Consider the following 26,047-nt stretch of genomic DNA (forward strand, 5'->3'; position numbering starts at 1 on the left):
CGACGAGGGACAGCGGCGCGGCGAGGACGAGCTGATGAAGCCGAATGCGGTGCGCGAGCCGAGCGGTTCAGCCGCCGCACCGACAGCTCTGCCTTCCTGAGGCGCTCGTGCAGTCCCTCCAACTCGTACAATTCGGTGATGAGATGGGTCGTGACGTCGCTCAGGGTCGCGATGCGCTGTTGAAGTGAACTCATTCTTAAAACCCCCGACTGTAGCCAAGAGAGGCAGCCACGATGTGTGGCATAAGCAGTGTGTTCTTCCAATTGAACACCCATGTCCAAATTTGGAAATCCGGGAGTCTACGGCGGCGTGTGTCGGAGGACGATTTCGCCCGGCATGGTGAAGTCAGGCGCACCTCGTGACGTTCTGCACGGTGCTGTCCGACAACGCACGCACTAGTCATATTATATCGAATGGCATCATGGCGTGTGGTGGCAGAGCAGAAGTGCGTTGAGCTCTGCTTGAACAGAAATCGGCCGCCCGGAGGCGGCCGTTCCACATCTGTCGGTCGAATGGCCTACGCGTAATCGCTGCCGCCGTCGTCGTCGCCGCCGAAATCGCTGTTGTCGGCCGTGTCGAAGCTGTCGTCGTGATCGTTGCCGTAGTTCTGGTCGTAGTTGTCGCGCTCGTTCGACGCCTGGTCGAAGAAGCCCTGGCGGGATTCCCGGTTCGAGCCAATGTCATCGAGGCCGGCCTCGCGCGCCAGCGAGCCGCCGGACTGATCGCCGCCGCCCCAAGGACTTCCACCAGCGCTGCGGTCGCCGAGCGCGTTGCTGTCGCCAAAACCCTGCTGGTGCGATCCGCCCATCATGCCGCGGATGCTCGAGAGCAGCAGCGAGCCGCCGACGACGCCGGCCGCGGCTGCCGCCGCCGTGCCGAGGAACGAGCCGCCGCCACCGCCGATCGGCGGAGCGCCCTGACCCGGACCTTGGCCGTAAGCCTGTCCGTAAGGCGGCGCGCCGTAACCCGGCTGGCCTTGCGGCATCGCCTGGCCGGTGTTCCAAGCCGGACGCTGCTCACGCTGCGGCACATTCGGCACCGAGCCGCGGGACGGGCCGCCGCCAAACAATGTGTCGCGCATGGTGTCGAGGAAGCCGCCGGACTGCGCCTGCTCGGGCGCGTGGGCCGCTTCCAGCTCCTGGATGCGGGCATTGGCGCGCTTCAGCGCTTCGTCCTGGACCAGCGTGGTCTGCACCAGCGCGTAGATGGCGCCGGGCGCCTTGCGCAGCCCGTCGGAGATCGCGGCGATCGCATCGGGATCGCGCTGTGCATTCTCCAGCTTAGAAAGCCGGTCAAAAAGCTCGTCGACGAGCTGGCGTTCCTGCGGCGTCATGATCTGTCTCCTTCGCGCCAAACCAAGCGCGAGAGGAGATGTAGGGTTCCATTATGGCCCCAACAGTGCCGGCCGGATTAAATTTCGGTATGCGACAAGCTGCCTCGCCGCTTCGGCAGATTCCTCGCGTCTTCGGCGGTTTCCTTCATCAGAAGTGGGACGTCGTGACCCATGCGGCTAACGGAGCGACCGTCCTCGTGGAAGCCTTCGGCCCGGTAAACGCCGAAAGACGTCTCCGTCAGCGTGAAACGCCAGCCTGGTAGCTCTGGAAAAGGGCGGTCTCGATTGTCCATGAGGACAACATATCACTCCAATGTCACGTTGCTGTCGGCCAGCAGGCGCGCGAAGGCATCGCCCGCGAGATAGGCGTGCTCGCGCTCGCGGACGTCGGTCATCGGATCGAGGCCGGTAAGGACATCATCGACAAAGCCGGGATGGCACATCACGAGGCCGCCGTCGGGGAGACCTTCCAGGAATTGCCGCATCAGCGCGCCGAAATCGGCGGCGCGCGTGAAATCATAGGCGCCGGCGAAGCCGGGGTTGAAGCTGAGGCCGGCGCTGCCGGCGCGGCGGCGGAATTGCGCGCTGAGGATATCGAGCACCATGGCCTTGGGGGAGGCCAGCCGCTGCCGCAGCGGCAGGTCGCGGCCGCCCTGACGCACCCAGGAGTTCGGCGCGACTTCGCTGACCGCATCGACAAAGCCGTCGCGCACCTGCGGGAAGAGCTGCACATGCTGGTGACCGTCGACGAAGTCGGGGGTGCGTCCGAACGCGTCCATGAAGGCGGCCAGCTGTGCCTTCACCTCGTTGCGGATGAATTCACGGTCGAGCCGGCGCATCAGTCCGGCGCGCAGCAGCTTGGGAAAGGCGAAGAACATGTCGCCGTCCAAGGGGCGGAAATGCATGGTGAGCGGCCGGAACGGCGCCGACAGCGTCACGTGCAATCCGATCGCGCATCGCGGGCTTTGCGTTGCCGAAGCCTGCAGCGCCTCGACGTCGCCGCGCGCGATCGCGGGTCCCACCATCATCACCGAGGTCGCATTGAGGCGGCCGCGTTCGATCAGGTCGCGGATGGCGCGGTTGACGCCCGGGCTGATGCCGTAATCGTCGGCGCAGAGCCAGATCCGCCGCGGGCTCGCGGCCACGCTCATTCGGCTGCCGTCCTGCTCGCGGCATCATCAGCCTCGGAATGCTTCTCACTGTGCTCGGCGACGAAGTAGATCGGCCGCGCCTTCAGCTCGGAGAGGATCTTGCCGATATATTCGCCGACGATGCCGATCATGATGAGCTGCACGCCGCCGATCGTCATCAGTCCGATCACGAGCGAAGGATAGCCGGGCACCTGCTTGCCGGTCGTGAACACCTCCCAGAGGATCGAAAGGCCGAACAGGAAGGCGCCTCCTGCGAGAATGACGCCGAGCAGGCTGGCGAAGCGCAAGGGCGCCACTGAAAAGGACGTCAGGCCCTCGATCGACAGGCCAAGCAGGCTCGCGGCGTTGAAAGTGGTGACGCCATGGGCACGCGCTGCGGGCTCGTAGTCGACGCGGATCTGGCGGAAACCGATCCAGCTGGCGAGGCCCTTGAAGAAGCGGTTGCGTTCCGGCAGCTGCCTCAGCGCCGCGACCGCGCGCGGCGACAGCAGGCGGAAATCGCCGGCGTCCTCCGGAATCTTCTGACGGGCGCCCCAATTGATCAGCGCGTAGAAGCCGTGCACCGCGACCCGGCGCAGGAAGGACTCGTTGTCGCGATGCGCCTTGGCGGTATAGACGACGTCATAGCCGTCATCGATCCAGTGCCGCACCAGCTGTTCGACCAGCGCCGGCGGATGCTGGCCGTCGCCGTCCATGAACATCACCGCGCCGAGGCGGGCATGGTCGAGGCCCGCCATCAGCGCGGCCTCCTTGCCGAAATTGCGCGACAGCGACACCACCTGGACGTCGATGGCGTCGGCCGGCAATGACCGCGCGATCGACAGCGTCGCATCCTTGCTGCCGTCGTCGACATAGACGACTTCGCAAGACAGGCGATAGCGCTGCCGCAGGGTCTTGGCGAGCTCGCAGATGCGCTGATGCAGGCCGGCAAGGCCAGCCGCCTCGTTGTAGACGGGGATGACGATCGACAGCCCCTTCGCGGCGGCGCTGGCTGCGGTGGTCGTCATGCCGGATACGTCAGAGCCCAGCGTCATCGATCAAGGTTCCAGAGGTGTTTAGGTCTTCTCAACCGCATATGGTAGCTGCCGTTTGCTGTCGCAAAGCTGAACAAACCTTGGGCTCACCGCCGCAGGAACGCCTCCAGCCTGGCGAACAGCGGATTCTCGCGGTCGAACACGTAGTCGAGCGACACCACCGAGACGGTCTCGGCGCCATGCTCGCGCAGGAAGCTCGCCAGCGCGTAGAGCTGCCCCGGTGGGCAGTGCAGGGTCAGCATGCCTGACGAGGTCGGACCGCCGAACGGGGCCTCCACGCCGAACCGGCTGTGGGCTTCCCCGAGCAGGGCGGCATCGCATTGCCGGAAGCGGGTGCGGACTTCGCGGTACTTGTTGGCCCGCGCCCGCGCTGCGATGTGATCGAGGATGACACGCGCCGTCTCGCGCGCCTGCGGCGACCAGTCGGCCTCCTTGGCGGCCACCAGATTGGCCTGGCTGCGCAGGATCACGCCGTCGTCGAGCACCCGCAGGCCGTTGGCCGCAAGCGTCGCGCCGGTCGTGGTGATGTCGACGATCAGCTCGGCGCTGCCGGCCGCGGGCGCCCCTTCGGTGGCGCCCGCGCTCTCGACGATGCGGTAATCGCTGATGCCGTGAGCCTGGAAGAAGCCGCGGGTGAGGTTGACGAATTTGGTCGCGACCCGCATCCGCATGTGATGCTGCTCGCGGAAGCCGGTGGTGACGTCGTCAAGGTCGGCCATGGTGCGGACGTCGATCCAGGCCTGCGGCACCGCGACGACGACGTCGGCATAGCCGAAGCCGAGCCCGTCGATCAGCGACACGCGCTTGTCGGCATCGGCGATGTTCTCGCGCACCAGGTCTTCGCCGGTGACGCCGAGATGCGCGAAGCCGCGCGACAATTGCGCGGCGATCTCGCTCGCCGAGAGATAGGCGACCTCGACATTGTCGAGGCCTGCGATGGTGCCGCGGTAGTCGCGGGCGCCGCCGGCCTTCGACAGTTTGAGGCCGGCACGGGCAAAGAAGGCCTCAGTGTTCTCCTGCAGGCGGCCCTTGGAGGGAACGGCCAGAACGAATGGCGCGCTCATGATTTTACGCTCCCACCTTGCGGCCGATCCGGTTCAGCGCCTCCACCCAGACCGAGAAGCCGACCGCCGGAATCGGCTCAGCTGATCCGAGCTGGGTCATCAGCCCGTCGTAGCGGCCGCCGGCGACCAGCGGCTCGGTGCCGTTGCCGCTTTGATGCAGCTCGAACTCGAAGCCGGTGTAATAATCGAGCCCGCGCCCGAACGCGGTCGAGAAACGAATCTGCCTCACGTTGATGCCGCGCGCGGCCATGAAGCCGACCCGGCTCTCGAACTGATCGATAGCAGATGCGAGATCGAGCTTCGCGTCCGTCGTGAGTGCGCGCAGCTCGGCGATGGCGTCGTCTGGATTGCCCGATATCGACAGGAAGCGCTTGAGCACGGCAATGGCCTCGCGCGGCAGCGCGCCGCCCTTCAGCGTCGATTGCTCAAGGAAGCGATCGGCGATCTCGGCCGTGGTGCGGCCGCCGACGTTGGTGGTACCGGCGATCGACATCAGATCGGTGACGAAGGCGAGCGCCGCCTTGCGGTCGGAGCCGGCAAGGGCCGCCAGCACGCCCTCATACTCGCTGCGCGTCGCGGTGGTCGCGGCCGCCAGCCGCTCCAGATCCTGCTCCAGGCTGATCTTGCGGTTGAAATCCTTGACCAGGCGGCGCCGCCAGACCGGATAGAGATTGAGGGCGTCGAGCAGCGCATTGAACAAGGCGACATCGCCCGTGCGGATCTCGACGTCGCGGACGCCGAAGGCGGCCGTCGCCTCCAGCCCCAGCGCCAGCATCTCGGCATCGGCCGCGGCGCGATCCTGACGGGCGAACGATTCGATGCCGGCCTGTAGGAATTCACGGGCCTGGCCGCTACGGTAGCGGAACACCGGACCGAGATAGCTGAACCCCGCCGGCTGGCCGGCGCGCCCCGAGGCCAGATAGTCGCGCGCGACAGGAATGGTCAGGTCCGGGCGCAGGCAGAGCTCCTCGCCGGAGAGGTCGGTGGTCAGGTACAGGCTCTTGCGGATGTCCTCGCCGGAGAGGTCCAGGAACGGCTCGGCCGGCTGCAGGATGGCGGGTTCGGCCCTCACATAGCCGGCCTGCGCAAACGACAAGAGCAGCGTATCCGCCCAGGCGGCGGAGCCGGCAGCATTTGAGGTGGCAGTCGCGGTCATCTCTGCGGTCCATCGCCCGGCGGAACCGGGCAGGCAAGGGGAGGCGAATTGGCGCAGCCCTTAGCATGGCCCGACAGCGGTTTCGACCTCCAAAGGATCAATCGCTTAACGGGTGGCTCATTCGTCATGGCCGGGCTTGTCCCGGCCGTCCACGCCTTGCCCTCCGGCGCAAAGGACGTGGATGCCCGGGACAAGCCCGGGCATGACGACGCCATGCGTTTGCACCGCTGACGAAGTTAGCTGGCCTTTCCGCTCCAATCCCCCAGCACCGCTTGCACCAGCGCCAGGGCGGCGACCGCGGCGGTGTCCGCCCGCATGATGCGGGGGCCGAGCGCCAGCCGCAGGATTTTGGGCTGGCGCAGCAACAGCGCCCGCTCTTCCTCGGCAAAACCGCCCTCGGGGCCGATCAGCACGTCGATACCGCGTCCGACCTCGCGCGCGCCTTGCAGGTTCTGAATGGGATTCTGGACCTCCGCCGCCTCGTCGCAGAAGATCAGCAGGCGGTCGGCGGGCCGCTGGCTCAGGAAGCGCTCCAGCGGCACCGGCTCGGCCACGCTGGCGATGCTGAGGATGCCGCATTGTTCGGCCGCCTCGACCACATTGGCGCGCATCCGCTCGGTGTTCACCCGGGACGCCTGGGTGAACCGGGTCAGCACCGGCTGCAGGGCGGCGGCGCCCATCTCGATGGCCTTCTGCACCATGTAGTCCAGCCGGGCATGTTTGAGCGGGGCAAAGACGTAAGTGAGGTCGGCGAGATGGTCCTGGGGCCGGGTCTGCTGCAGGATCACGAGGCCGTCCGGCCGCTTGCGGCCCTCGATGGCGGCCTGCCACTCGCCATCCCTGCCGTTGAAGGCCAGGACCTCGGCCCCGGCCGCCAGCCGCAGCACATTGCCGAGATAGTTGCTCTGGTCGCGGTCGAGCGGCACCCTGGCGTCCTGGGCCAGGGGGGCATCGACGAACAGGCGGGGGGCGCGAAAATCGTGGGAAGGCATCGCTTGGGATCCGATTACCGGCCGTTCTTAACCGAAAGGCGCCATTTCGGGGGTAAATATTGCCGAACTGGTGCGTCCCAGCGCCGCGCTCTCGCCCTATTCCACGGGTTGTTAAGCGCCGGCGGGAATCGTAAAAACGCGAACATGCTGGTCGCGCTTCAATTGGGAAGCCCTGAACCCGTAAGCTCCTGCCGGAGAGACTGTCTTGATGATCCGCCATTTGATGGTTCCGATCACTGCCGCCATGGTGGTCATGGGTGCTGCGGGCGCGTCTGCGCAAAGCGCGTTCCCGGCGCCGCTGCCCAACCAGCCTGCCGCCAATTCCCCATTTCCTCCGGTTAACGGTTCGGCACCCGCTGCTTCGCTCGGTGCGGCGCCGCAATCGTCCTTTCCCGTGAACGGTGCTGCCCCGATCGGTGGCGCCGGCGCCTTCAGCGCGGCTCCCCCGACGCAGGCCGGTCCCGGCGAGGACTGCATGAAGGCATTCATTCCGCTGCGCGAGGAAGCCGAGAAGCGCGGCAAGCTGATCAAGGCCGCGAGCGATCGTCGCGCGCAACCGGACGAGGCCTGCAAGCTGATCCGCAATTTCAGCCAGGCTGAAGTCAAGATGATCAAGTACATCGAGACCAATGCCGCCAAATGCGGAATCCCGCCCCAGATCGGTGCGCAGCTGAAGGAAGGTCACAAGAACACCGAGGCCATGGCGACGAAGGTCTGCAACGTCGCGCAACAGATGCAGAACCAGCCGCGCGGTCCGGCCGGTCCGTCGCTGAGCGAGGTGCTGGGCTCTGGCTCCGCGCCCGAGGCCAATGCCGGCAGGAAGGGTGGCAGCACCTTCGATACGCTCAACGGCAACGTCCTGACCCGATGAGCGATACATCCGCCCGCGTTGCCGATTCCACCGGCAACTGGGTCGATACGCTCGCGCCGCATTGGGCGCGGCCTTACCTGCGCCTGTCCCGCTTCGATCGCCCGATCGGCTCCTGGCTTCTCCTGATGCCATGCTGGTGGTCGGCGGCGCTGGCCGCCGGCATGGCGCATGACGTTCGCGGCCTGCCGCTCACCATCGTGCTGTTCTTCATCGGCGCTTTCGTCATGCGCGGGGCCGGCTGCACCTGGAACGACATCACCGATCGCGACCTCGACGGCAAGGTCGAGCGCACGCGCTCGCGGCCGCTGCCGTCGGGGCAGGTGACCACCAGGCAGGCGCTGGTCTTCATGGTCGCGCAGGCGCTGGTCGGTCTTGCGGTGCTGCTGCAGTTCAACCGCTTCGCGATTGCAACGGGCATCGCCTCACTCCTGATCGTCGCGATCTATCCCTTCATGAAGCGCATCACCTGGTGGCCGCAGATCGTGCTCGGGCTCGCCTTCTCCTGGGGCGCGTTGATGGGGTTTGCCGTCACCTTCGGCCGCATCGACGCCACCGCGCTCGTGCTCTATGCCGGCGCGATCTCCTGGGTGATCGGCTATGACACCATCTACGCGCATCAGGACACTGAGGACGACGCGTTGATCGGCATCAAGTCGACCGCGCGCCTGTTCGGCGCGCATACGCGCCAGGCGCTGGTCCTGTTCTACGGGCTCGCGGTGATGCTGATCGGCGTCGCGCTGGCATCCGGCGATGCGCGCTGGCCGGCCTGGCTTGGGCTTGCCGCCTTCGCCGCGCATCTGATGTGGCAGATCGTGCGGCTGCGCATCAATGATCCCGAGCTGTGCCTGCGCCTGTTCAAGTCGAACCGCGATGCCGGCTTGCTGTTGTTTGCGGGATTGCTCGCCGACGCGGTACTGCGGGCGGCGTGACGCGAAATGCGTAGGGTGGATTAGCGAAGCGTAATCCACCAACTTCTATCCGCGCGAAAAGCAAAGAGGTGGGTTACGCCCTTCGGGCTAACCCACCCTACGGCACCGTCAATTCCTCGCGATGATCTCGCGCTCGCCCTGATGAACCGGCAGCTCGCGCGCCATTGCGGTGCGCCGGCGCATCAAGAATTTCGGACGGCGGGCGCGGATCGCATTGGCGCGGCGGCGGCGCGGTGCGGGTTTGCGCGCGCCTTCGTCGAGCTGCGGCAGCGCAAAGATCTCGCTCCAGATCGCCCAGGCCTGCGCGATCTCGTCCGCGTCCGCGCTGATCAGTAGCGGGATGGACAGCGAAGGATCGCGATGCACGAGGACGAGCGTCTGCGTCTCGTCATTGCCGCGGAGCGCAACGCCGGTGAAGTCGGCGACGCGCACGTTGATCGCCATCTGCATGCCGCGCACGGCACGACGCAGCACGACACGCTCGCGATGAAGCTCGATCTGCCTGACATGTCCGTCGGCGCGCGGATCATGCGCATCGAAGCGGACCGGAAGGGAAAGAGGGTCGAGCCGCAGGGAGCGGCTCGACCCGGCGGGGTGGGCCCCGCATGTTGCTGTTTGACGCCTCACGGCTTCGTTCTCCCCGCCAGGATTATGTTCCCGGTCGATGCGAGGACCTTAGCGCCGGGCGGTCCGAAACCGCTTAAAAAGGCTGGTTAACCCACCGTCACTCGCTCCTCATGATTGACAAGACCTTGGCGTGCATGATTGACGAGACGTTGCGCCGACGTCGCGAATCTGAGCTTTTGGCGGGCTGAAAATGCTTGAAGTCCGCGCTATCAGGGCACATCTGTGGGTTCCGGTCCCGAACCCCGCCCCAACAGGATTTCGTTCGTGAACTCTTCACCAAGCCCGACGCTTTCGCCTTCCGCCAATCGCGACCTGTTCGATCAGTCCGCGCTCTCCGATCTCGCGCAGCGGCTGGTCGAGGCGGCCAAGCGCGCCGGCGCGGATGCGGCCGACGCGGTCGCGGTGCGCGGCGTCTCGCAGGGCGTCGAGGTCCGCGACGGACGCGTCGAGGAATCCGAGCGGTCCGAGGGCGACGATGTCGGTCTGCGCGTGCTGGTCGGTCAGCGTCAGGCGGTGGTCTCCACCAACGACGTCAGCGGCGATGCCGTCACCAAGCTCGCCGAGCGTGCGGTTGCGATGGCGCGCGTCGCGCCCGACGACAAATATGTCGGCCTTGCCGATCCCGCGCTGCTCGCGCGCGACTTTCCCGATCTCGACCTACTCGATCCCGCCGTGCCCACGACGACCGAGCTCGAGCGCCGCGCGCTGGCGGCCGAAGCTGCCGCGCTCGGCGTCAAGGGCGTGACCAAGTCCGGCGGCGCCTCGGCCTCATCCGGCATCGGCGGCATGGTGCTCGTCACCTCGACCGGCTTCCACGGCTCCTATCTGCGCTCCAGCCAGGGCATCTCCGCCACCGCCATATCGGGCGAAGGCACGGGCATGGAGCGCGACTACGACTTCACCTCGGCGCCGCATGGCGCCGATCTGCTGTCGCCGGAGGTCGTCGGCCGCTCCGCCGGCGAGCGCACCGTGGCGCGCTACAATCCGCGCAAGGTCGAGACCTGCAAGGTCCCGGTGGTGTTCGATCCGCGCGTCGCCGGCTCCCTGGTCGGCCATCTCGTCGGCGCCATCAACGGCGCCTCGATCGCGCGCAAGACCAGCTTCCTGAAGGACAAGCTCGGCCAGCAGCTGTTTGCGAAGAACATCCGCATCATCGACGATCCCCTGCGCAAGCGCGGGCTGCGCTCGCAGACCTTCGATGCCGAAGGCGTCGCGGTGAAGCGGACCGCGCTGGTCGACGACGGCGTGTTGACGACTTGGCTGCTCGACTGTGCCACCGCGCGCGAGCTCGGCCTCACCACCACCGGTCACGCCCATCGCGGCGTGTCCTCCTCGCCTTCGCCGGGGCCGTACAATCTGCATCTCGAGCCCGGCTCTGCAACGCCGGCCGAGCTGATCGCCGACATCAAGCAGGGCTTCTACGTCACCGACCTGATCGGCTCCGGCGTCAACGGCGTCACCGGCGATTACAGCCGCGGCGCCTCCGGCTTCTGGATCGAGAACGGCGAGATCACCTATCCCGTCAGCGAGGTGACGATCGCCGGCCATCTGTTCGAGATCTTCAGGTCGATGCAGCCTGCGAACAATCTCGAATTCCGCTACGGCATCAATGCGCCGACGGTGCGCATCGAGGGTTTGACGCTTGGCGGACGCTGACGCGCATTCTCTCGACCACACCCTCCTGACCCGCGACGCGGCGCTGCTGAAGGACACGGTGCGGGAGGCGGGCGCGCTGGCGCAGTCGATGTTCCGCACCGAGCTGAGGAAGTGGACCAAGGGCGCGTCCTCGCCGGTGTCGGAGGCCGACATCGCCGTCAACGATCTGCTCGAATCGCGCCTGCGTGCCGCGACGCCCGAATATGGCTGGCTGTCCGAGGAGAGCGCCGACGATGCGGCGCGGCTGTCGCGGCGGCTGACCTGGATCGTCGATCCCATCGACGGCACGCGCAATTATCTCGGCGGCCATGACGAATGGTGCGTCAGCGTCGCGCTGGTGGCGGACGCTTCGCCGGTGCTCGCCGCCGTATTCGCCCCGGCCAGCGACGAATTCTTCTTCGCGGTGCGCGGCAAGGGCACGACGCTCAACGACAAGCCGGTGCGCGCGACAGGCGGATCCGAACTCGACTTCGCCCGCGTCGCCGGCCCGAAGCCGCTGGTCGAGCGGCTGAAGCCGTCACTCGGCGAGATCAAGCTGCACCGGCGGATCGGCTCGCTGGCGCTGCGGCTGTGCCGGGTCGCCGATGGCGCGCTGGATGCGGCATTTGCGGGCGGCAACAGCCATGATTGGGATCTTGCGGCGGCTGATTTGATCGTGCAGGAAGCGGATGGTAGGATGAGCGACCTCTCCGGAGAACCCATCCTCTATAACCGCCGGGAAGTGGCGCACGGGGTGCTGGTGGCAGCGGGACGCGAACGTCATGCGGGCATTGTCGCGCATTTTCGCAACCGTCCGATAGCCTAAGGCGCATTCGTGGTGCTTCTCGAACACTGCTTTGCCGGGCAGCCCCTTAGGAACAGAACTCATGCCAGATAGCGCCCCGCAACAACTGCTCCACCTCGTCATCGGCGGCGAGCTCGTCGATCTCGAGCACAACACCTTCAAGAATCTGGACGAGGTCGACATCGTTGGCCTGTATCCGAACTATGCCAGCGCCCACGCCGCCTGGCGGGCCAAGGCGCAGAGCACGGTCGACAACGCGCAGATGCGCTACTTCATCGTCCACCTGCATCGGCTGCTCGATCCGAATCAAGAACCGGCGCGTTGAAGAAACTGCTTCGCAATACGCTGCGAAGCAGCTGGTTTCAGCGTGCCGTCGGGGTCCTGGCGGCCGAATATCTGCGTCTGGTCTGGCGGACCAACACCTTCACCTTCGATCCGCCCGACGTCTACGAGCGCGTCGAGCCGCAGCTCCCTGCGATCTTCGCGTTCTGGCACGGCCAGCATTTCCTGACGCCCTTCATCAAGAACCAGAACAAGGCCTCCTATCGGGCCAAGGTGCTGATCTCCCGGCACCGCGACGGCGAGTTCAATGCCATCGCCGCCGAGCGGCTCGGGATCGGCACGATCCGCGGTTCCGGCGACCATGGCGGCGCGTTCCACCGCAAAGGTGGCGTAGGCGCCTTCAAGGAAATGGTGCGGACGCTCCAGGCCGGTTGTAATGTCGCGTTGACCGCCGATGTCCCCAAGCGCTCGCGCGTGGTCGGGCTCGGCATTATCATGCTGGCACGGGAATCGGGACGGCCGATCATGCCTTTCGCGATGGCGACCAGCCGCTTCGTCCGGCTCAAGAACTGGGATCGCACCACCATCAATTTGCCATTCGGGCGGGGCGCTTTGGTCGGCATCAAGGAAATCCACGTTCCCGCAGATGCCGACGCCGCCATGATGGAGACGTTGCGGCAGGAGCTGGAAGACACGTTGAACGAGGCGACCCGTCGCGCCTACGCGCAGCTCGGCCGTCCGGGACCGGAAGATGCCTAAGTCGCTGCCCATTGCGCTGCCGATCACGCTGCGGATGTATCGGCGCCTGGCCGCCGGCCTGGTGCCACTCGCGCCTGCGCTGATCAAGCGGCGGCTGAAGCAGGGCAAGGAGGATCCCGCCCGCGTCGGCGAGCGGCGCGGCCTGTCCGCCGACGTGCGGCCGCACGGCCCGTTGGTCTGGATTCATGGTGCCAGCGTCGGCGAGGTCCTGGCGGCGGCCGCCCTGATCGAGCGCCTGCGCGATCTCAATCTGCGCATCCTGCTCACCTCGGGCACGGTCACCTCGGCCGCGGTCGTCGCAAAACGCTTTCCCCCCGACGTCATCCATCAATACGTGCCGTATGACTCGCCGCGCTACGTCGCGCGCTTCCTCGATCATTGGAAGCCGTCGCTGGCGCTGTTCATTGAATCCGATTTGTGGCCGAACCTGATCCTCGCCGGCGCGGCGCGCCGGGTGCCGATGGTGCTGATCAACGGGCGGATGTCGCCGCGTTCCTTCCCGCGCTGGCGCCGCATGCACGGCACCATCTCGGCGCTGTTGTCGCGGTTCGACATCTGTCTTGCGCAGTCGAAGAAAGATGCCGAGCGCTTTGCCGCGCTCGGCGGCCGCGACGTCGCGACGACGGGCAATCTCAAGCTCGACGTGCCCGCGCCGCCGGCCGACCCCGCCAAGCTCGAACGGCTGATGGCGATGACGCGCGGGCGTCCGATCATCGTCGCGGCCTCGACCCATCCGGGCGAGGACGAGATGCTGGTCGCGGCGCATCGCAGCCTGGTCGGCTTCTTCCCGCAGCTTCTCACCGTGATCGTGCCGCGGCACCCGGATCGCGGCTCATCGATCGCAGGCCTCGTCACGGCGTCGGGCCTGAAGCCCAGCTTGCGCTCGCGCGAGGAGCTGCCGACCGCGACGACCGACGTCTATGTCGCCGACACCATGGGCGAGCTCGGCCTGTTCTATCGGCTCTCGGGAATCGTGTTCATGGGCGGATCGCTGATCCACCATGGCGGGCAGAACCCGATCGAGGCGATCAAGCTGGGCGCCGCGATCGTCCACGGTCCGCACGTGTTCAACTTCGCCGACGTCTATGAAGCGCTCGATACCAGCGGCGGGGCGCGGCAAGCCGACACGCAGGAGGCGCTCGTCAAGCAGCTCGGCCAGTTGCTGGCCGATCCCACCATGCGCGACAAGATGCAGCGCGCAGGCACGGGCGTGGTCGAGCAGCTTGGCGGTGCGCTCGATCGCACCATGACCGCGCTCGAGCCGTATCTGCTGCAATTGCGGATCGAGATGGGGGCCGCCAATGCGTGAGCCGGCCTTTTGGTACCGGCCACGCTCCCTTCAATCGTACGCGCTATGGCCGCTCGGTGCGCTTTACGGCGCGTTCACTGCACGGCGCATGCTGCGCCAGGGCGTGGACGCCGGCATCCCCGTGATCTGTGTCGGCAACTACCATGTCGGCGGTGCCGGCAAGACCCCGACCGTGCTGGCCTTGACCAAGCTCTTGCGCGAGCTCGGCGAGACGCCGGTCGTGCTCAGCCGCGGCTATGGCGGGCGCCTGAAGGGTCCGGTGATGGTGGACCGCGAGCGTCACGATGCGGCCGACGTCGGCGATGAGCCCCTGATGATGTCGCGTGACGTCCCGGTCGTGGTCGCGCGCGACCGCCTCGACGGCGTCGCGCTGGCGAAGTCGCAAGGTGCCACCGTGATCCTGATGGATGACGGCTTCCAGAATCCTGCTCTGTTCAAGGATGCCTCGTTGATCGTGATTGACGGCGAGCGCGGCCTCGGCAACGGCGAGGTGTTTCCCGCAGGGCCCCTGCGCGCACCGCTCGCGGCGCAGCTCGCGCGCACCGATGCGCTGGTGCTGATCGGCGACGGCAATGCCGCCAACGACGTCGCGGCGGAGATCGCCAAGCGGAACAAGCCCGAGCTGCGCGCGCGCCTGAAGCCGGATGCGGCCTCGCTCGCGCAGCTGCTCGGCAAGCGGGTGTTCGCCTTCGCCGGCATCGGCGATCCAGAGCGTTTCTTCCGTACCCTGCGTGCGAGCGGGATCGACGTCGTTCGCACGCGCGCCTTCGCCGACCACCACATGTTTTCGGAAGGCGAGATCGCAGCGCTCGCAGCGGAGGCGCAGCGCGAGCAGCTCACGCTGGTGACCACGGAAAAGGATCTTGCACGCTTGCGCGGCAGCGCAGGCGTGCCTGACGGCATCCTGCCGTTCGCCGTTCAGCTCGAGTTCGATGACCTGGCGAAGCTGCGGCAATTGATCAGCGATCATCTATACAGAGCGCGCGAGCGAAGGTTCAGTGCGCGCTGATCGCGCAACGTGAGGCAACGTCTCTGCCCTGGTCGCGAAACGTGTCGTATTCGCCGCCGGGAAGCTGATCTGCGGATCCAAAGCGCAGCCGCCGCCGTCGGACGACGCGGCGGCTGTACTCATGTCGAAGTCGGAATCATGTCTGCAACGGGCCATGCTCACCACGCGCCGGCGGCCATCAATCCGATGATGGTCAGGCACGACATGCAGGCGACGACGACGGTGTAGCATTCGGGTGTATTCATTGCCGTCTCCCAAACTGTTGCCAATTGCTTGGTCACTGCTACGCGGGAGTGATCGCCGGTCTTGGAGCCGCTTCAATTCGGCAGGCCAAGACCGGTCTTGCGGTGCGGGTCCGTTCTCTCATCGTCACTCAGCGTCGCGGGATAATGATCCGCTGCGACAGCTTCAGCGCGCTCAGCTGCGATCAGAAGCTGTTTGCGCATCTCAGCGAGACGGGCGCGGCAATATTCACGATAGAGCAGGTCGAAAATGGCGGGCATGATCACCCCCATCGCTTGATTGTCGATTTGCAGATATTCCACCGCGAACTTTCAAGGTGATCGTCGCCCGTCAGATGGCTCTTCGATATGAGCCCGTTCACAGACCGCGCCAATTCCAACGCTCGATGGCTGTTTGGTTGACCTGATCGTCTGTGCGATAAAAAGAACAGGGCCAATTACCTAACCTGCACTATAGCAGTGCTTTGTTTCAGCAGAACTTCATCAAACAACTCTAGGGCGCGGAATTGCAACAAAGAATCCAACCACAGGGCGAAACGACTCACCCACGGCTGCAAGGAATGTAGAACGCAAGCGATTGGCATGGCAGAATCCATTTTTCTGTCGGCGACCTCAACTCGGGAAGCAGGCTCGCGCGGTCAGCGTGATCGGAGACAGGTTGATGATCTGCGGAAACTCAAATGAATAGCTCGCGCTGACCTGGTTGCCGCATGCGGCCGTGGCAAAGGTGAATGTCCCCGGGGGGAGCGTGAGGCCGTAGGCCTGCTGGGCAGCGTAGGTCGTGATCGCGCCGCTGCTCGGGCAGAGCGTGTTGTTGACGCTCGCGCAGCGCGCGGCCATTTCGCTGCCATGCTGGATTCCGAGCTGAGTCCAGAACAGCAGCCCGCATTCGATGATCCCGAATATGAACAGGAAGAACACGGGAGCGGTCAGCGCAAATTCCAGCGCTGTGGTGCCGCGCGTGTCCCGCCATAATGCGGTGAGCTTCACTGCAGCCTCGTGGTGGACTGCGCGGTGTATGTGTAGGTAGCCGCCACGATCTGATAGTCGATGATCGTATAGTACGTCGCTTGCGCCGAGACCGTCGTATATGTTCCGGCCGGCGCACCGCCGGTGCAGACCGTTCCGCAGCTGGTGGCGCTCACGCCCGCACTCGTCGGACATCCGCAGAACTGGACCGGCGGAGGTGAAGCGGTAATGTTCGTCGCGCTGGTGGCACTTGCGACGGCGTTCGCGATGCCGCTCGTGTCGAAGCCGCGCGCAATCGCGTACTGGGCTCCCGCTTGCGCGGCATTTTCGACCTGCATCTTGCGATAGAGGGCAAGCCCGATGTCCGTGACCGAGACGACCATCAGGGACAGCAGGGGAACCAGGATGGCGAATTCGGCTGCCGCGACGCCCCGTTGATCGCCGGCCGCATTGCGCACGTGCCGCGCCAGATAACCAAGCCATCGACGGCCAAACCTGGATGAGACATTCTGGATCTGCATCGCTCCAAACCTCATTCGACGAGCTGCGCGGTCTGCGAACCGATCGTCGCGGTGCCGAGCGCGGTGCAATTGACCTGCAGGTTCGACGTGCCGCTGAACGTTAGCGTATCCGCGATGATCTTGGTGCAGGACGTGCTGGTGCCGTTGCCGCCGCTGAAGCTGAGATTGGCCTTCGGCAGGTAGATGGCACCGCCGAAATTCTGCGTAGCACCGCCGGTGAGATTGAAATTGGTCCCGGCCGGCATGTTGCGGTCGCCGTACATGACGATGCCCTTCGTCGGGCCGCTGGTCGGGCCGGTCAGGTCGACGCTCGCGTTGCTGCCGATCGAGGCGGTGCCCCAGTCGCTGCCGGAGCCCGTGAACACCAGGGTGACGCCGCTGCCGGTGATGGTGGCATTTCCGGCGACGCTCAAGCTGGCGCCGTCCAGATAGTAGATGCCGGGATTGAGGTTCAGGACTGCGCCGGCGTTGACCGTGATGCTGCCCATGTAGCAGCCGGGGTCGAGCGAGTTCGTCTTTCCGTTGGCGTTGACCGTGATCTTGGCATTGCTGCAACTCGGCCGCGTCGGCGGAGTGACGTCAGCATAGGGATCGGCGACAGGCGTGATGTGCGTCTTGACCCCGTTGGTCGCCGTGATGCTGCTCGCGCCGGAGACGTCGCCGACCACGCCGACCTGGTTTGCCGCCACCGAGGCGCTGCCGGCGACGTTGAGCGAGGGGCTCGCGCTCGAATTGCTGTAGAGATTGCACTTGATCAGGTTGAGCTGGTTGCCGCCGCTGACGTTGACGGCGGGGCTTGCGCTCCTGTTGAGCGCAAGGACGCAGCCCGTCCCGGAGTTGGGCAGCGCGACCGAGCGCGCGGTGATTGGTACGCGATCCGAGCCGAACAAGGCCGACAGCAGCCGACGCTGCGGTTGACTGACGATGACTTCGATGGCCTGCGCGTTCGACGCTTGACTGCCTGTTTTCGGTGGCTGGTTCACGGTGACAGTGACGTCGTTCGCGCCGTCGGTGTAACCATAATTTGCCGCGACCGCCTTGGCTTCCGACGAGGGGTCGCCGCCGACACTGGCAGCCGTCGCAGCGCTGACTGCGCCGGAATCTGCAACGCTCTGCATGTTCTTGTGCTTGTAGTACCACCAGCCCACTTCCGTTCCCAGGCCGGCGGTGCCGACCAGGACCGGCATGAGCACCGCAGAAATGAGCACGTAGCTGCCCTGCTCGTCGCGGATGAACCGTTCGAGCAAATGATCCCTTGCGCTCGAAGGTACACCGAACGAACGGCTGAAAATTCTCCGGAGGTCCATGCTTCCTGCCCGCTTGCCACTTTATCCCGAGGCAATGTGGTGCGGGCCGGCTTAAATGGGCCCCAATGGAAGCCTGACAATTTTAAATATCGGCGAACATTCAGCCGGCATTCATGGCCGCAATCTTATGGAATGAAGCCGCGTCCAGGAGAAGTCAGATGGAATTGCACTCTGCAATTGTTACCGCCAGCATTATAGGTCTGCCGGTTTTACCCGCCTTACGAGAGTTGCGAGAGCCGAAGGATCACGGCTGCTTCAGCGCGCCGGGAAAATGCCGCTGCAGCACCGCGGTGGGCGTGGCATAGGCCTCCTGCAGATCGACGCTCCAGTACTTCAGCTCGTCGAGCGGGATGCGGACGTCGGTGATCGCGCAGCGCACGAAAGTCCCCGGCGAGATCACGCGGAAATCGCCGTCGAGATATTGCACCTGCGCTTCGCCATGGCCCGAGGGGCCGAACTTGTTCAGCACGGTCGAAAGTCTCCGTGGGGGCCTCTCCAGGAACGCCGTGGAAGGCACGATGTGTTGGACGGGATGTAGCATAGATGGGGTGGCTTGTCCGCCCGTTAAACCCACCGGTTCGTGATGATTTGCCGCCGTTTTCGCATGATAAGGCTTCGGTCGAAGGGGCGCCGGTTCCGGCAGCTCCTGCCGCAGAGTCCGATGCGCCTTCGCCTCGCCGCTTTGTTCCTGACGCTGCTGATGTCGGCCGCGCACGCCGCCCCGGCGCCGCAGCCGGTCGAAATTCCGCTCGCCTCCGGGGTGCTCCATGCGCAGCTCTACAAGCCCGCGGGCGAGGGGCCGTTCCCGGCCGTGATCGCGCTGCACGGCTGCGGCGGGCTGGGTAGCCATTCCGATCCCGTGCTGCCGCGCTATCGCGAATGGGCCGAGCGTCTGCTCAAGGCGGGCAATGCCGTGCTGCTGCCCGACAGCTACGGCTCGCGCGAGCTCGGCCCGCAATGCCGCGTCAAGGAGATGCACGTCAAGGCGCGGCGCGAACGCGTCGCCGATATCGCGGCCGCGCGCGCCTGGCTGATGCAGCAGCCTTTCGTGGCGCGGGACCGTGTCAGCCTGATCGGCTGGGCCAATGGTGCGAGCGCGCTGCTCTGGGCCGTGCGTCCGCAGAGCGCGGGGCGCGATCACGGTCCGGACTTCCGCGCCGCGATTGCGTTCTATCCGGATTGCCGGATCTCGGCGGGCCTCGGCTGGAGCACGCGGGTGCCGACGCTGGTCTTGATCGGCGCCGATGACGAGGTGTCGTCGCCGCCGGCCTGCCGCCAGATGGTGGACGGCGCGCGCGGCCGCAGCGCGCTGGCGCGCATCGTGGTCTATCCCGGCGCCGATCACGATTTCGACCGCGCCGGCGCGCCGGTGCACGCAGCCGCCGCGCCCGAGCACGGAGATGCCGAAGCCCGCGCCGCCTCGCAGAAGGACGTCGCGCAATGGCTGGCGCGGTGATGGCGGTGCCGTAGCACGTGCCCGCGCCATCATTCGACCACGATGTCGATTAAACGCATCTCACATGCATGGCCGCATCACGCTCTTTGCCTCCGCCCTGATCGTCTTCACCGTCGCGATCCTGCTGTTCGAAGCCCACGCCGGCCCCCACCGCGCGCCGGACCATTGCGGCTTCTGGACCACGATCGAGGCGGGATTGTCGTGCCGGTAGGGGCACGCTGTTTCCTCGTCGTCATTGCGAGGAGCCCTTGCGACGAAGCAATCCAGAGTCCCTCCGCGGAAAGACTCTGGATTGCTTCGCTGCGCTCGCAATGACGCGGATAGAGCCCGTGCTCGCTCCCTCAGAACAAGCTGCCCTGATCCACCGGCTTGACCAATCGCCTCGGCGCCGGCTTCGTCTCCGCAGCCGGCTTCGGCTGCGCCGGTGCGCGCCTCTCCGCAGGTGCCGCGCGATCTGCATCCGCCGTTGCGCCGACGCGGCCGTCCGCGAACTCGATCTCGACCCGCGCGCCGGGGCCGATCGCATCAGCCGCATGCACGGGATGGCCGGCCTCGTCGCGCACCAGCGCAAAGCCGCGCGCGAGCACGCTGCGATAGGACAGCGCGGAGAGCAGCTTGCCGCTGTTCTCGACCCGCGCCTCCAGCCGGTGCAGCAGCGTGACGAGCGCACGCTGCGCCCGCTCAGTCAGACGATGCGTGCGCTCGCGCTGGCGGGCAATCGCGTTGCGCTGCGCCTGCGCATTCGCAAGCTTTGAGGCCCGCAGCCGCACCTGCAAGCCCGCAAAGCGGTCGCGCCGCTGCCGCAGCAGCGAGCGCGTGGAGAGACCAAGCCGCTCGCCGCAAACGGTGAGGCGATGATCGGCCTGCGAGATCTGGCCGTGCAGCACCCGCAGCGTCAGCTTCGCGCTGGCCGCGGTGAACCTGCGGAAATGCGCATGCGTGTTGGCCTTGAGACAGCGGGGCAGGGACGCGCCTGCCGAATCCAGTCGCTGCCGCGGGATCGCCAGGAGATCGCCGGCCGCCGGCAGCGCGCGCGCGGCGGCGCGCAGCTCGCTGCGGCGGCTCTCCTGGGCGCGCTGCCAACAGGCGCGGGTGCGGCGCCCGAGATCGCCGACTTCGACGAACAGGTCGCTGCGCACCGGCACCGCCATCTCGGCCGCCGCCGTCGGCGTCGGCGCGCGCTTGTCGGCGACGAAATCGATCAGCGTGATGTCGGTCTCGTGCCCCACCGCCGAGATCAGCGGGATCATGCTCTCGGCGGCGGCGCGCACCACGATCTCCTCGTTGAACGACCAGAGGTCCTCCAGCGAGCCGCCGCCGCGCGCGACGATGAGCACATCGGGCCGCGGAATCCGGCCGCCCTCGGAGAGCGCGTTGAAGCCGCGGATCGCGGCCGCGACCTGCTCGGCCGAGCCGTCGCCCTGCACCTTGACCGGCCACACCAGCACGCGGCGGGGAAAACGGTCCTCCAGCCGATGCAGGATGTCGCGGATGACGGCGCCGGTCGGCGAGGTCACGACGCCGATCACCTCCGGCAGCCACGGCAGGAGCTGCTTGCGCGCCTCGTCAAACAGGCCCTCGGCGGCGAGCTTCTTTTTGCGCTCCTCCATCAGCGCCATCAGCGCGCCGATGCCGGCCGGCTCCAGCGCCTCGATCACGATCTGGTATTTCGAGGAGCCGGGATAGGTCGTCAGCTTGCCGGTGGCGATCACCTCGAGCCCCTCCTGGGGCTTGAAGCGCATGCGGCTGTGCACGCCCTTCCAGATCACCGCCTCGATCTTGGCGCTCTCGTCCTTGAGCGCGAAATAGCAATGGCCGGAGGAATGCGCCCCGCGGAAGCCGGAGATCTCGCCGCGGACGCGGACATGGCCGAAGGCGTCCTCGACCGTCCGCTTCAGGGACAGGGACAGTTCGGAGACGGTGAATTCAGGCGCGTTGAGCAGTTGTTCCGCAGGCGGCATAGCAAACGATTCGGCATTTCGGGGTCAGGCCCGACGTTAAGGATTTTCGCGCCGCAGCGCCAATCGATTCGGTAGACCCAAGGAACCGCAGCTTGGAAGGCAACTTGACTCGACCTAAATTTCATATATGAAATTTACAAATCATATATAAATCAGAGGAAGCGGCCCCATGGCTGTGGTCACCGATCCCGACGACCCGCGCGGACGCATGTTCGGGCAGTACCAGCTCAAGCCGAATAGCGGGGTCAATCCGCCCTATTCGCCGGCTTATCCGGTGGAGTGGGGCTGCACCTTGCGCACCGTCGAGATCATGACCCGTGTCGCGCCCGGCAAGGTCGCGACCTTGCTCGCAGAGACGCCGTTCGAGATCGCCAGCGACCGCGTGGCCTTTCGTTTCATGCGTTCGCCTGGCCATTCCCTCGCCGTGCACGCGGGCGAGATGTTCGACCTGATGATCTCGGTGCCCGTGCGCTACAAGGGGCTGTTCACCGAGACGCACATCTTCATGTATTGCAGCGATCCCATGGGGATCTGCGCCGGGCGCGAGGTGTTCGGCTACACCAAGAAGGATGCGCATTACGCGTTCGACGAGCATGCCGATGGATCGATCACTGGATGGGTCCGCCGCCGCGGCATTCCGCTCGCCGATTTCGCCTTCACGCCGGATCCGTCTGCGCCGGTCGTCCGCATCGTCGACGGCGACGAGCTGCCGGCCGGCGAGATCCATGTGCGCCGTCTGCCGCATCCCGAGCGGCTCGGCACGGCCTATGCGGACATCGCCTATCGCCGCACGCCGCTGAAATACTCCAAGCCAGTGCCGGGCCGTGCCTCAATGACGCTGCACGCCAGCGCGTACGATCCGATTGCCGAGCTCGAACCGGAAATCCTCGGCGCGCATTTCATGGTGTCGGACGTCTATGGCGGCGGATTCGAGGTCGAGGATCGCAGGCTCGTCGAGCGCCTCACGCCCTGAACGACAAGATCAGCCTGCGTGCGATGTACATGCGGGCGACGAAAATTGGGAAGAAACACGCATAAGGCAAAGGAGGGTCTGCCCATGGCAGCACGATTTCGAGTGAGCCGCCGCCGGCTGCTGGCTGGCGCCGGCGGATTGGCGTTGGGCATGACGGGGCTCGGTGCACGGGCGCAAGAAGCAAAGCCGCTCCGCATCGGCGTGCTGACTGATATGTCCAGCCTCTATGCCGATGTCACCGGCCCGGGCTCGCTGCTGGCGGCAAGGATGGCGGTCGAGGATTTCCAGGCATCGTCTCCCAGGATGACCCGGCCGATCGAGATCATCAGCGGCGACCACATGAACAAGGCTGATCTCGGCGCCAATATCGCGCGCGAGTGGATCGACCGGCAAGGCGTCGATGTCATCGTCGATGCGCCGAACTCGGCCGTCGCCCTCGCGGTGCGCAACGTCGTGCAGCAGAACAACAAGACGCTGCTGGTCTCCGGCGCCTCGTCGTCGGACCTGACCGGCAAGTCCTGCTCGCCCAATCTCGTGCACTGGACCTACGACACTTACGCGCTCTCGTCGGGTGTCGCGCGCGCCGTCGTCGAGAGCGGCGGCAAGAGCTGGTTCCTGCTCACTGCCGACTACGCCTTCGGTCATGCCATGGAAGGCGACATCAAGAACGTCGTGCAGAAATTCGGCGGCAAGGTTCTCGGCGGCGTCCGCACGCCGATCAACACGCAGGATTTCTCATCCTTCCTGTTGCAGGCGCAGTCTTCGAAGGCGGAAATCATCGCATTGATCAACGCCGGCGGCGACACCATCAACTCCATCAAGCAGGCCGTCGAATTCGGGATTCCGCAAGGCGGCCAGCGCGTGGTGGCGACCGTGCTGTATCTCAGCGACGTGCATTCGCTCGGCTTGAAGATTGCGCAGGGGCTGCAGTTCACCGAAGCTTTCTATTGGGATCTGAATGACGATACGCGTGCCTGGACCAAGCGATTCGCGCCGCGCAACAACGGCCGCTATCCGACCGCGCTGCATGCGGGTGCCTACGCCACGACGCTGCATTATCTGAAGGCCGTTGATGCGCTTGGCGCCTCCAGCGACGGCAAGGCGGTGGTCGACCAGATGAAGAAGCTGCCGACCGACGATCCTCTTTTCGGCAAGGGTAGCGTGCGCGCCGACGGTCGCAAGCTGCACAACATGTATCTGTTCGAGGTGAAGACCCCCAGCGATTCCAAATATTCCTGGGACTATTACAAGCTGGTCAAGACCATCGCGCCGTCCGAGGCCTGGCGGCCGCTGGCGGATGGCGGCTGCGAGTTCCTGAAGTCGTGAGTGGCACTGATCGGCCGGTCGCGCTGGTCACGGGCGGCGGGGGCGATATCGGGCGCGCCATTGCGCTAAAGTTGGCGCAGATGAGCGCTGCGGTCGCGATCGTCGACCGCGACGAAGCGGCTGCACGCGCCACCGCGCAGCTGGTCGAGAAGGCCGGGGCAAGGGCGCTCGCCATCCGCGCGGATGTCTCCCTCGCTCAGGATACGATCGCATTCGTAGAGGCGACCGAAGCACGTCTGGGGCCGATCGGCATCTTCGCCAACAACGCGGGCATCGAGGGCGTCGTCGCTCCTCTTCACGAATATCCCGACGAAACGTTCGATCAATTGCTGCAGGTGAACGTCAAGGGCGTTTTTCTCGGCCTCAAGCACGTGATCGCACGAATGTTGCAGCGTGGGACAGGCGCGATCATCAACACCGCATCGACGTCCGCGATCCGCGGACGTGCAGGGCTCGCAGGCTACGTCGCCTCCAAGCACGCCGTGCTCGGACTGACGCGCACGGCAGCGCTCGATGTCGCCGGAACGAAGATCAGGGTCAACGCCGTTCTGCCCGGTCCGGTCGAGTCGCGCATGATCCGGGAGTTGGAAGGCCAGGCCCGCGAGGGCGCCATCACAATGCGTCGAAATGCTGCGAGCGCGCACGGACGACCGCAGGACGTCGCGAACATCGTTGCCTTCCTCGCATCCGACGAGGCTGCTCACGTGAACGGCGCGGCCTGGATCGTCGATGCCGGCATGACCGCCGGTTAGAGCGTGAGCGTCCATTTTTAAATGCCCGTGTTTGCCATCGTATCCGCAAAATGCTCGGCGTCGCCGTAGTGAACATCCGGCAAGCCTTCAAAGCGCGTCGCGAGCCCGTCTCGTACGTTGCGTTTGCCTTCGAAGCGGGAGCCCCAAGGCTTGCTTCCCCTCGGCATCTCCAAGATACAATCGTCAGCAAAGAACTCCATGATGGAATCCAAGTCGTGCGCGTTGAACGCTTCACCCGGCGCCGTCAATTTCCATCGGATGTCCATCCTTCCCTCCATCGAGTTCTCGGAAGGGATACAATAACATAAGGGCACACAGGTGAGTTGAAGGGCCGATTAGACGTTTGGTCGATGTCGCCTTCGGGTCATCAGCGCCGTTTGGAAGCTCGGCCGGTCGCTCCCGCTCTGTCCCAACCAACGTGTACGCCGCCTGAACCTCGCCTAAGGGCCACAAGCGGCGGTCGAAGTGAGCACGGCCCCCGCGTCCGATCTACCGTGCATGTGAGCCAACAGCTGTGAGGCCGATGAAGTGCTGGCGCTTTCGCTCTGACGCACGACTATTTTAATATCCGAGCAAGTGAGAGCGGCCCAAAGCCGCCCTCACTCGCCACTGCCGATCTTTGATGCCGGCGGTTGATCAGCTAGCTCAACGCTCAGTCTTGTCGATGTCGGCCCTGGTTTTCTTCACCGTATCAGCAACTCTCTCAGTACGTTCGGCCGCTTCTTTGCGTACCACCAGTTCTTCACCGGCTCGAGTCTCCTTCTGGACTACGGGCTCCTCATGCAGCTCTCGCACCTCGTACTCCCGTTCCGTTGGTTGCCCTGTCGCAGCTCCCGTAGCTGGACGGCGCTCGATGACAGTTCGCTCATCGCGCAGTTGTACGTCCTTTTGTACAGGCTCCTCGACTACGTAAGTTCTTATATGCTTGACGGTTTCGGTGGCCCGTTTGCCCACCTTCAATTCTTCTTCCGGGAGAGGGATAACCTTCTCGGGTTCGTGGCCTTGAGAGTCATACCCTTCTTGCCTCACCGAGGGTCCTGACACTCCGCTTCCGACCGCTGTCGAGCCGCCCCCATTTTCTTCGTGGATCTCGACCGGATTGTACTCCTGCAGCACACCTTCGATGCGTTCGAGATCGGCCATGGTGGGAGCATCCACTAGCACCGACAATGCGGTGCCGCCCCGTTCCATGTGGCTTTCATACAGGCGGCGCTCGTCTGCCGGTACATCGCTTCCAAACAGCCAGTCCCAGAAACTTCCTCCATCCGAGCTTTCGCTTGCTCTTTCGCTGCTTGACTGTGATGGCTGATTGCTCAGCCTCACATGATCTGCTGGAACGCCTGAACCGACCACAGCACGGTACGCTTCCTCTGCATCGTTACGAGAGTTGTATACTGCTACCACGCATTGTCCTTGCATGTTTGCCTCCTCTATGGACATGCGCCCAACGCCAGAGACAACGCATCGTTCTTAATTTTTTTCGCAAGGTTTGCGAAGCGCTCGCTATAGACGGGGCTGCCGGGCAACGACGCGAGCTTGGAGCTACCGCTCTTAGATTTGGACCGGCGGCGATGCGAGCATACT

28 protein-coding genes are annotated in these 26,047 nt (G+C 65.3%); 13 read left to right on the forward strand and 15 right to left on the reverse strand.

What is annotated here, in order from left to right; genetic code table 11:
* Positions 1-517: 517 nt before the first annotated feature.
* The 6 genes from N2605_RS02285 to N2605_RS02310 form a co-directional block, all read right to left on the reverse strand.
* Entirely contained in the window at positions 518-1,333 is an 816-nt protein-coding gene (locus N2605_RS02285; RefSeq protein WP_260345698.1) for a DUF2076 domain-containing protein, read from the reverse strand.
* Positions 1,334-1,638: 305 nt separating this feature from the next.
* On the reverse strand, positions 1,639-2,484 hold the full coding sequence (locus N2605_RS02290) for a ChbG/HpnK family deacetylase (protein WP_036027067.1): 846 nt from the start codon (positions 2,482-2,484) through the stop codon (positions 1,639-1,641).
* A complete protein-coding gene (locus N2605_RS02295) occupies positions 2,481-3,518 on the reverse strand; it encodes a glycosyltransferase family 2 protein (RefSeq protein ID WP_036014274.1) in 1,038 nt (345 codons plus the stop codon). Before N2605_RS02295 ends, N2605_RS02290 begins: the two co-directional genes overlap by 4 nt.
* A gap of 86 nt (positions 3,519-3,604) precedes the next feature.
* On the reverse strand, positions 3,605-4,582 hold the full coding sequence (hisG, locus tag N2605_RS02300) for an ATP phosphoribosyltransferase (RefSeq protein ID WP_036014272.1): 978 nt from the start codon (positions 4,580-4,582) through the stop codon (positions 3,605-3,607).
* A 4-nt stretch (positions 4,583-4,586) separates the two neighbouring features.
* On the reverse strand, positions 4,587-5,738 hold the full coding sequence (locus N2605_RS02305) for an ATP phosphoribosyltransferase regulatory subunit (protein ID WP_036027068.1): 1,152 nt from the start codon (positions 5,736-5,738) through the stop codon (positions 4,587-4,589).
* Between the two features lie 236 nt (positions 5,739-5,974).
* Positions 5,975-6,730, reverse strand: a complete 756-nt coding sequence (locus N2605_RS02310; RefSeq protein ID WP_036014268.1) for a 16S rRNA (uracil(1498)-N(3))-methyltransferase — start codon at positions 6,728-6,730, stop codon at positions 5,975-5,977.
* Positions 6,731-6,938: 208 nt separating this feature from the next.
* Here N2605_RS02310 and N2605_RS02315 point away from each other — a divergent pair, with 208 nt between their 5' ends.
* Both N2605_RS02315 and ubiA read left to right on the forward strand, forming a co-directional pair.
* A complete protein-coding gene (locus N2605_RS02315; RefSeq protein ID WP_225126873.1) occupies positions 6,939-7,601 on the forward strand; it encodes a hypothetical protein in 663 nt (220 codons plus the stop codon).
* Positions 7,598-8,530, forward strand: a complete 933-nt coding sequence (gene ubiA / locus N2605_RS02320; protein WP_260345699.1) for a 4-hydroxybenzoate octaprenyltransferase — start codon at positions 7,598-7,600, stop codon at positions 8,528-8,530. The genes N2605_RS02315 and ubiA overlap by 4 nt, the downstream gene beginning before the upstream one ends.
* Positions 8,531-8,638: 108 nt before the next feature.
* Here ubiA and N2605_RS02325 read toward each other — a convergent pair whose 3' ends face one another.
* Positions 8,639-9,157, reverse strand: a complete 519-nt coding sequence (locus tag N2605_RS02325) for a DUF6101 family protein (RefSeq protein WP_225113345.1) — start codon at positions 9,155-9,157, stop codon at positions 8,639-8,641.
* 264 nt (positions 9,158-9,421) lie between these two features.
* On the opposite strand from N2605_RS02325, the gene N2605_RS02330 reads away from it, so the two are divergent.
* From N2605_RS02330 to lpxK, 6 genes are all read left to right on the forward strand, one after another.
* On the forward strand, positions 9,422-10,813 hold the full coding sequence (locus N2605_RS02330; RefSeq protein ID WP_036027073.1) for a TldD/PmbA family protein: 1,392 nt from the start codon (positions 9,422-9,424) through the stop codon (positions 10,811-10,813).
* Positions 10,800-11,618, forward strand: a complete 819-nt coding sequence (locus N2605_RS02335) for an inositol monophosphatase family protein (RefSeq protein WP_036009209.1) — start codon at positions 10,800-10,802, stop codon at positions 11,616-11,618. The genes N2605_RS02330 and N2605_RS02335 overlap by 14 nt, the downstream gene beginning before the upstream one ends.
* 61 nt (positions 11,619-11,679) lie before the next feature.
* A complete protein-coding gene (locus tag N2605_RS02340; RefSeq protein ID WP_036039955.1) occupies positions 11,680-11,922 on the forward strand; it encodes a DUF4170 domain-containing protein in 243 nt (80 codons plus the stop codon).
* Positions 11,919-12,638 carry a lysophospholipid acyltransferase family protein gene (locus N2605_RS02345; protein ID WP_036039958.1) on the forward strand — a complete coding sequence of 240 codons (720 nt, stop codon included), beginning with the start codon at positions 11,919-11,921 and terminating at the stop codon, positions 12,636-12,638. The genes N2605_RS02340 and N2605_RS02345 overlap by 4 nt, the downstream gene beginning before the upstream one ends.
* Positions 12,631-13,947: a 3-deoxy-D-manno-octulosonic acid transferase gene (locus N2605_RS02350; protein WP_260345700.1), complete on the forward strand. Its 1,317-nt coding sequence runs from the start codon at positions 12,631-12,633 to the stop codon at positions 13,945-13,947. The genes N2605_RS02345 and N2605_RS02350 overlap by 8 nt, the downstream gene beginning before the upstream one ends.
* Positions 13,940-14,956 carry a tetraacyldisaccharide 4'-kinase gene (lpxK, locus tag N2605_RS02355; protein WP_260345701.1) on the forward strand — a complete coding sequence of 339 codons (1,017 nt, stop codon included), beginning with the start codon at positions 13,940-13,942 and terminating at the stop codon, positions 14,954-14,956. Before N2605_RS02350 ends, lpxK begins: the two co-directional genes overlap by 8 nt.
* Before the next feature lie 317 nt (positions 14,957-15,273).
* Here lpxK and N2605_RS02360 read toward each other — a convergent pair whose 3' ends face one another.
* The 5 genes from N2605_RS02360 to N2605_RS02380 all read right to left on the reverse strand — a co-directional run bounded on the left by N2605_RS02360 (position 15,274) and on the right by N2605_RS02380 (position 18,464).
* On the reverse strand, positions 15,274-15,501 hold the full coding sequence (locus N2605_RS02360) for a hypothetical protein (RefSeq protein WP_225113340.1): 228 nt from the start codon (positions 15,499-15,501) through the stop codon (positions 15,274-15,276).
* 309 nt (positions 15,502-15,810) lie between these two features.
* A complete protein-coding gene (locus N2605_RS02365) occupies positions 15,811-16,188 on the reverse strand; it encodes a TadE/TadG family type IV pilus assembly protein (protein WP_036009226.1) in 378 nt (125 codons plus the stop codon).
* Entirely contained in the window at positions 16,185-16,688 is a 504-nt protein-coding gene (locus N2605_RS02370; RefSeq protein WP_081494560.1) for a TadE/TadG family type IV pilus assembly protein, read from the reverse strand. Before N2605_RS02370 ends, N2605_RS02365 begins: the two co-directional genes overlap by 4 nt.
* An 11-nt stretch (positions 16,689-16,699) precedes the next feature.
* Positions 16,700-17,935 carry a TadE/TadG family type IV pilus assembly protein gene (locus N2605_RS02375; RefSeq protein WP_225186179.1) on the reverse strand — a complete coding sequence of 412 codons (1,236 nt, stop codon included), beginning with the start codon at positions 17,933-17,935 and terminating at the stop codon, positions 16,700-16,702.
* Between the two features lie 304 nt (positions 17,936-18,239).
* Complete coding sequence (locus N2605_RS02380) at positions 18,240-18,464, reverse strand: DUF2093 domain-containing protein (RefSeq protein WP_036009228.1); 225 nt, start codon at positions 18,462-18,464, stop codon at positions 18,240-18,242.
* 192 nt (positions 18,465-18,656) lie between these two features.
* Between N2605_RS02380 and N2605_RS02385 the strand changes: the two genes are divergently transcribed.
* Complete coding sequence (locus tag N2605_RS02385) at positions 18,657-19,451, forward strand: dienelactone hydrolase family protein (protein ID WP_260345702.1); 795 nt, start codon at positions 18,657-18,659, stop codon at positions 19,449-19,451.
* Positions 19,452-19,515: 64 nt separating this feature from the next.
* Positions 19,516-19,662, forward strand: coding sequence for a hypothetical protein (locus N2605_RS02390; RefSeq protein WP_197424412.1), 147 nt, complete (start codon positions 19,516-19,518; stop codon positions 19,660-19,662).
* 130 nt (positions 19,663-19,792) lie between these two features.
* Here N2605_RS02390 and xseA read toward each other — a convergent pair whose 3' ends face one another.
* Positions 19,793-21,412: an exodeoxyribonuclease VII large subunit gene (xseA, locus tag N2605_RS02395; protein ID WP_260345703.1), complete on the reverse strand. Its 1,620-nt coding sequence runs from the start codon at positions 21,410-21,412 to the stop codon at positions 19,793-19,795.
* Between the two features lie 169 nt (positions 21,413-21,581).
* On the opposite strand from xseA, the gene N2605_RS02400 reads away from it, so the two are divergent.
* From N2605_RS02400 to N2605_RS02410, 3 genes are all read left to right on the forward strand, one after another.
* Positions 21,582-22,385 (forward strand): acetoacetate decarboxylase family protein, encoded by an 804-nt coding sequence (locus N2605_RS02400; protein ID WP_199751045.1) that lies wholly within the window; start codon positions 21,582-21,584, stop codon positions 22,383-22,385.
* Between the two features lie 84 nt (positions 22,386-22,469).
* Positions 22,470-23,711 carry an ABC transporter substrate-binding protein gene (locus tag N2605_RS02405; RefSeq protein ID WP_425248832.1) on the forward strand — a complete coding sequence of 414 codons (1,242 nt, stop codon included), beginning with the start codon at positions 22,470-22,472 and terminating at the stop codon, positions 23,709-23,711.
* Complete coding sequence (locus N2605_RS02410; protein WP_260345704.1) at positions 23,708-24,463, forward strand: SDR family NAD(P)-dependent oxidoreductase; 756 nt, start codon at positions 23,708-23,710, stop codon at positions 24,461-24,463. The genes N2605_RS02405 and N2605_RS02410 overlap by 4 nt, the downstream gene beginning before the upstream one ends.
* A gap of 17 nt (positions 24,464-24,480) precedes the next feature.
* Here the strand turns inward: N2605_RS02410 and N2605_RS02415 are convergent, their stop codons facing one another.
* A complete protein-coding gene (locus tag N2605_RS02415; protein ID WP_260345705.1) occupies positions 24,481-24,729 on the reverse strand; it encodes a nuclear transport factor 2 family protein in 249 nt (82 codons plus the stop codon).
* Between the two features lie 379 nt (positions 24,730-25,108).
* Positions 25,109-25,903 (reverse strand): YsnF/AvaK domain-containing protein, encoded by a 795-nt coding sequence (locus N2605_RS02420; RefSeq protein ID WP_081492964.1) that lies wholly within the window; start codon positions 25,901-25,903, stop codon positions 25,109-25,111.
* Positions 25,904-26,047: the final 144 nt, after the last annotated feature.

The sequence above is a fragment of the Bradyrhizobium yuanmingense genome, assembly GCF_025200905.1.
Taxonomy (GTDB): Bacteria; Pseudomonadota; Alphaproteobacteria; order Rhizobiales; family Xanthobacteraceae; genus Bradyrhizobium; species Bradyrhizobium yuanmingense.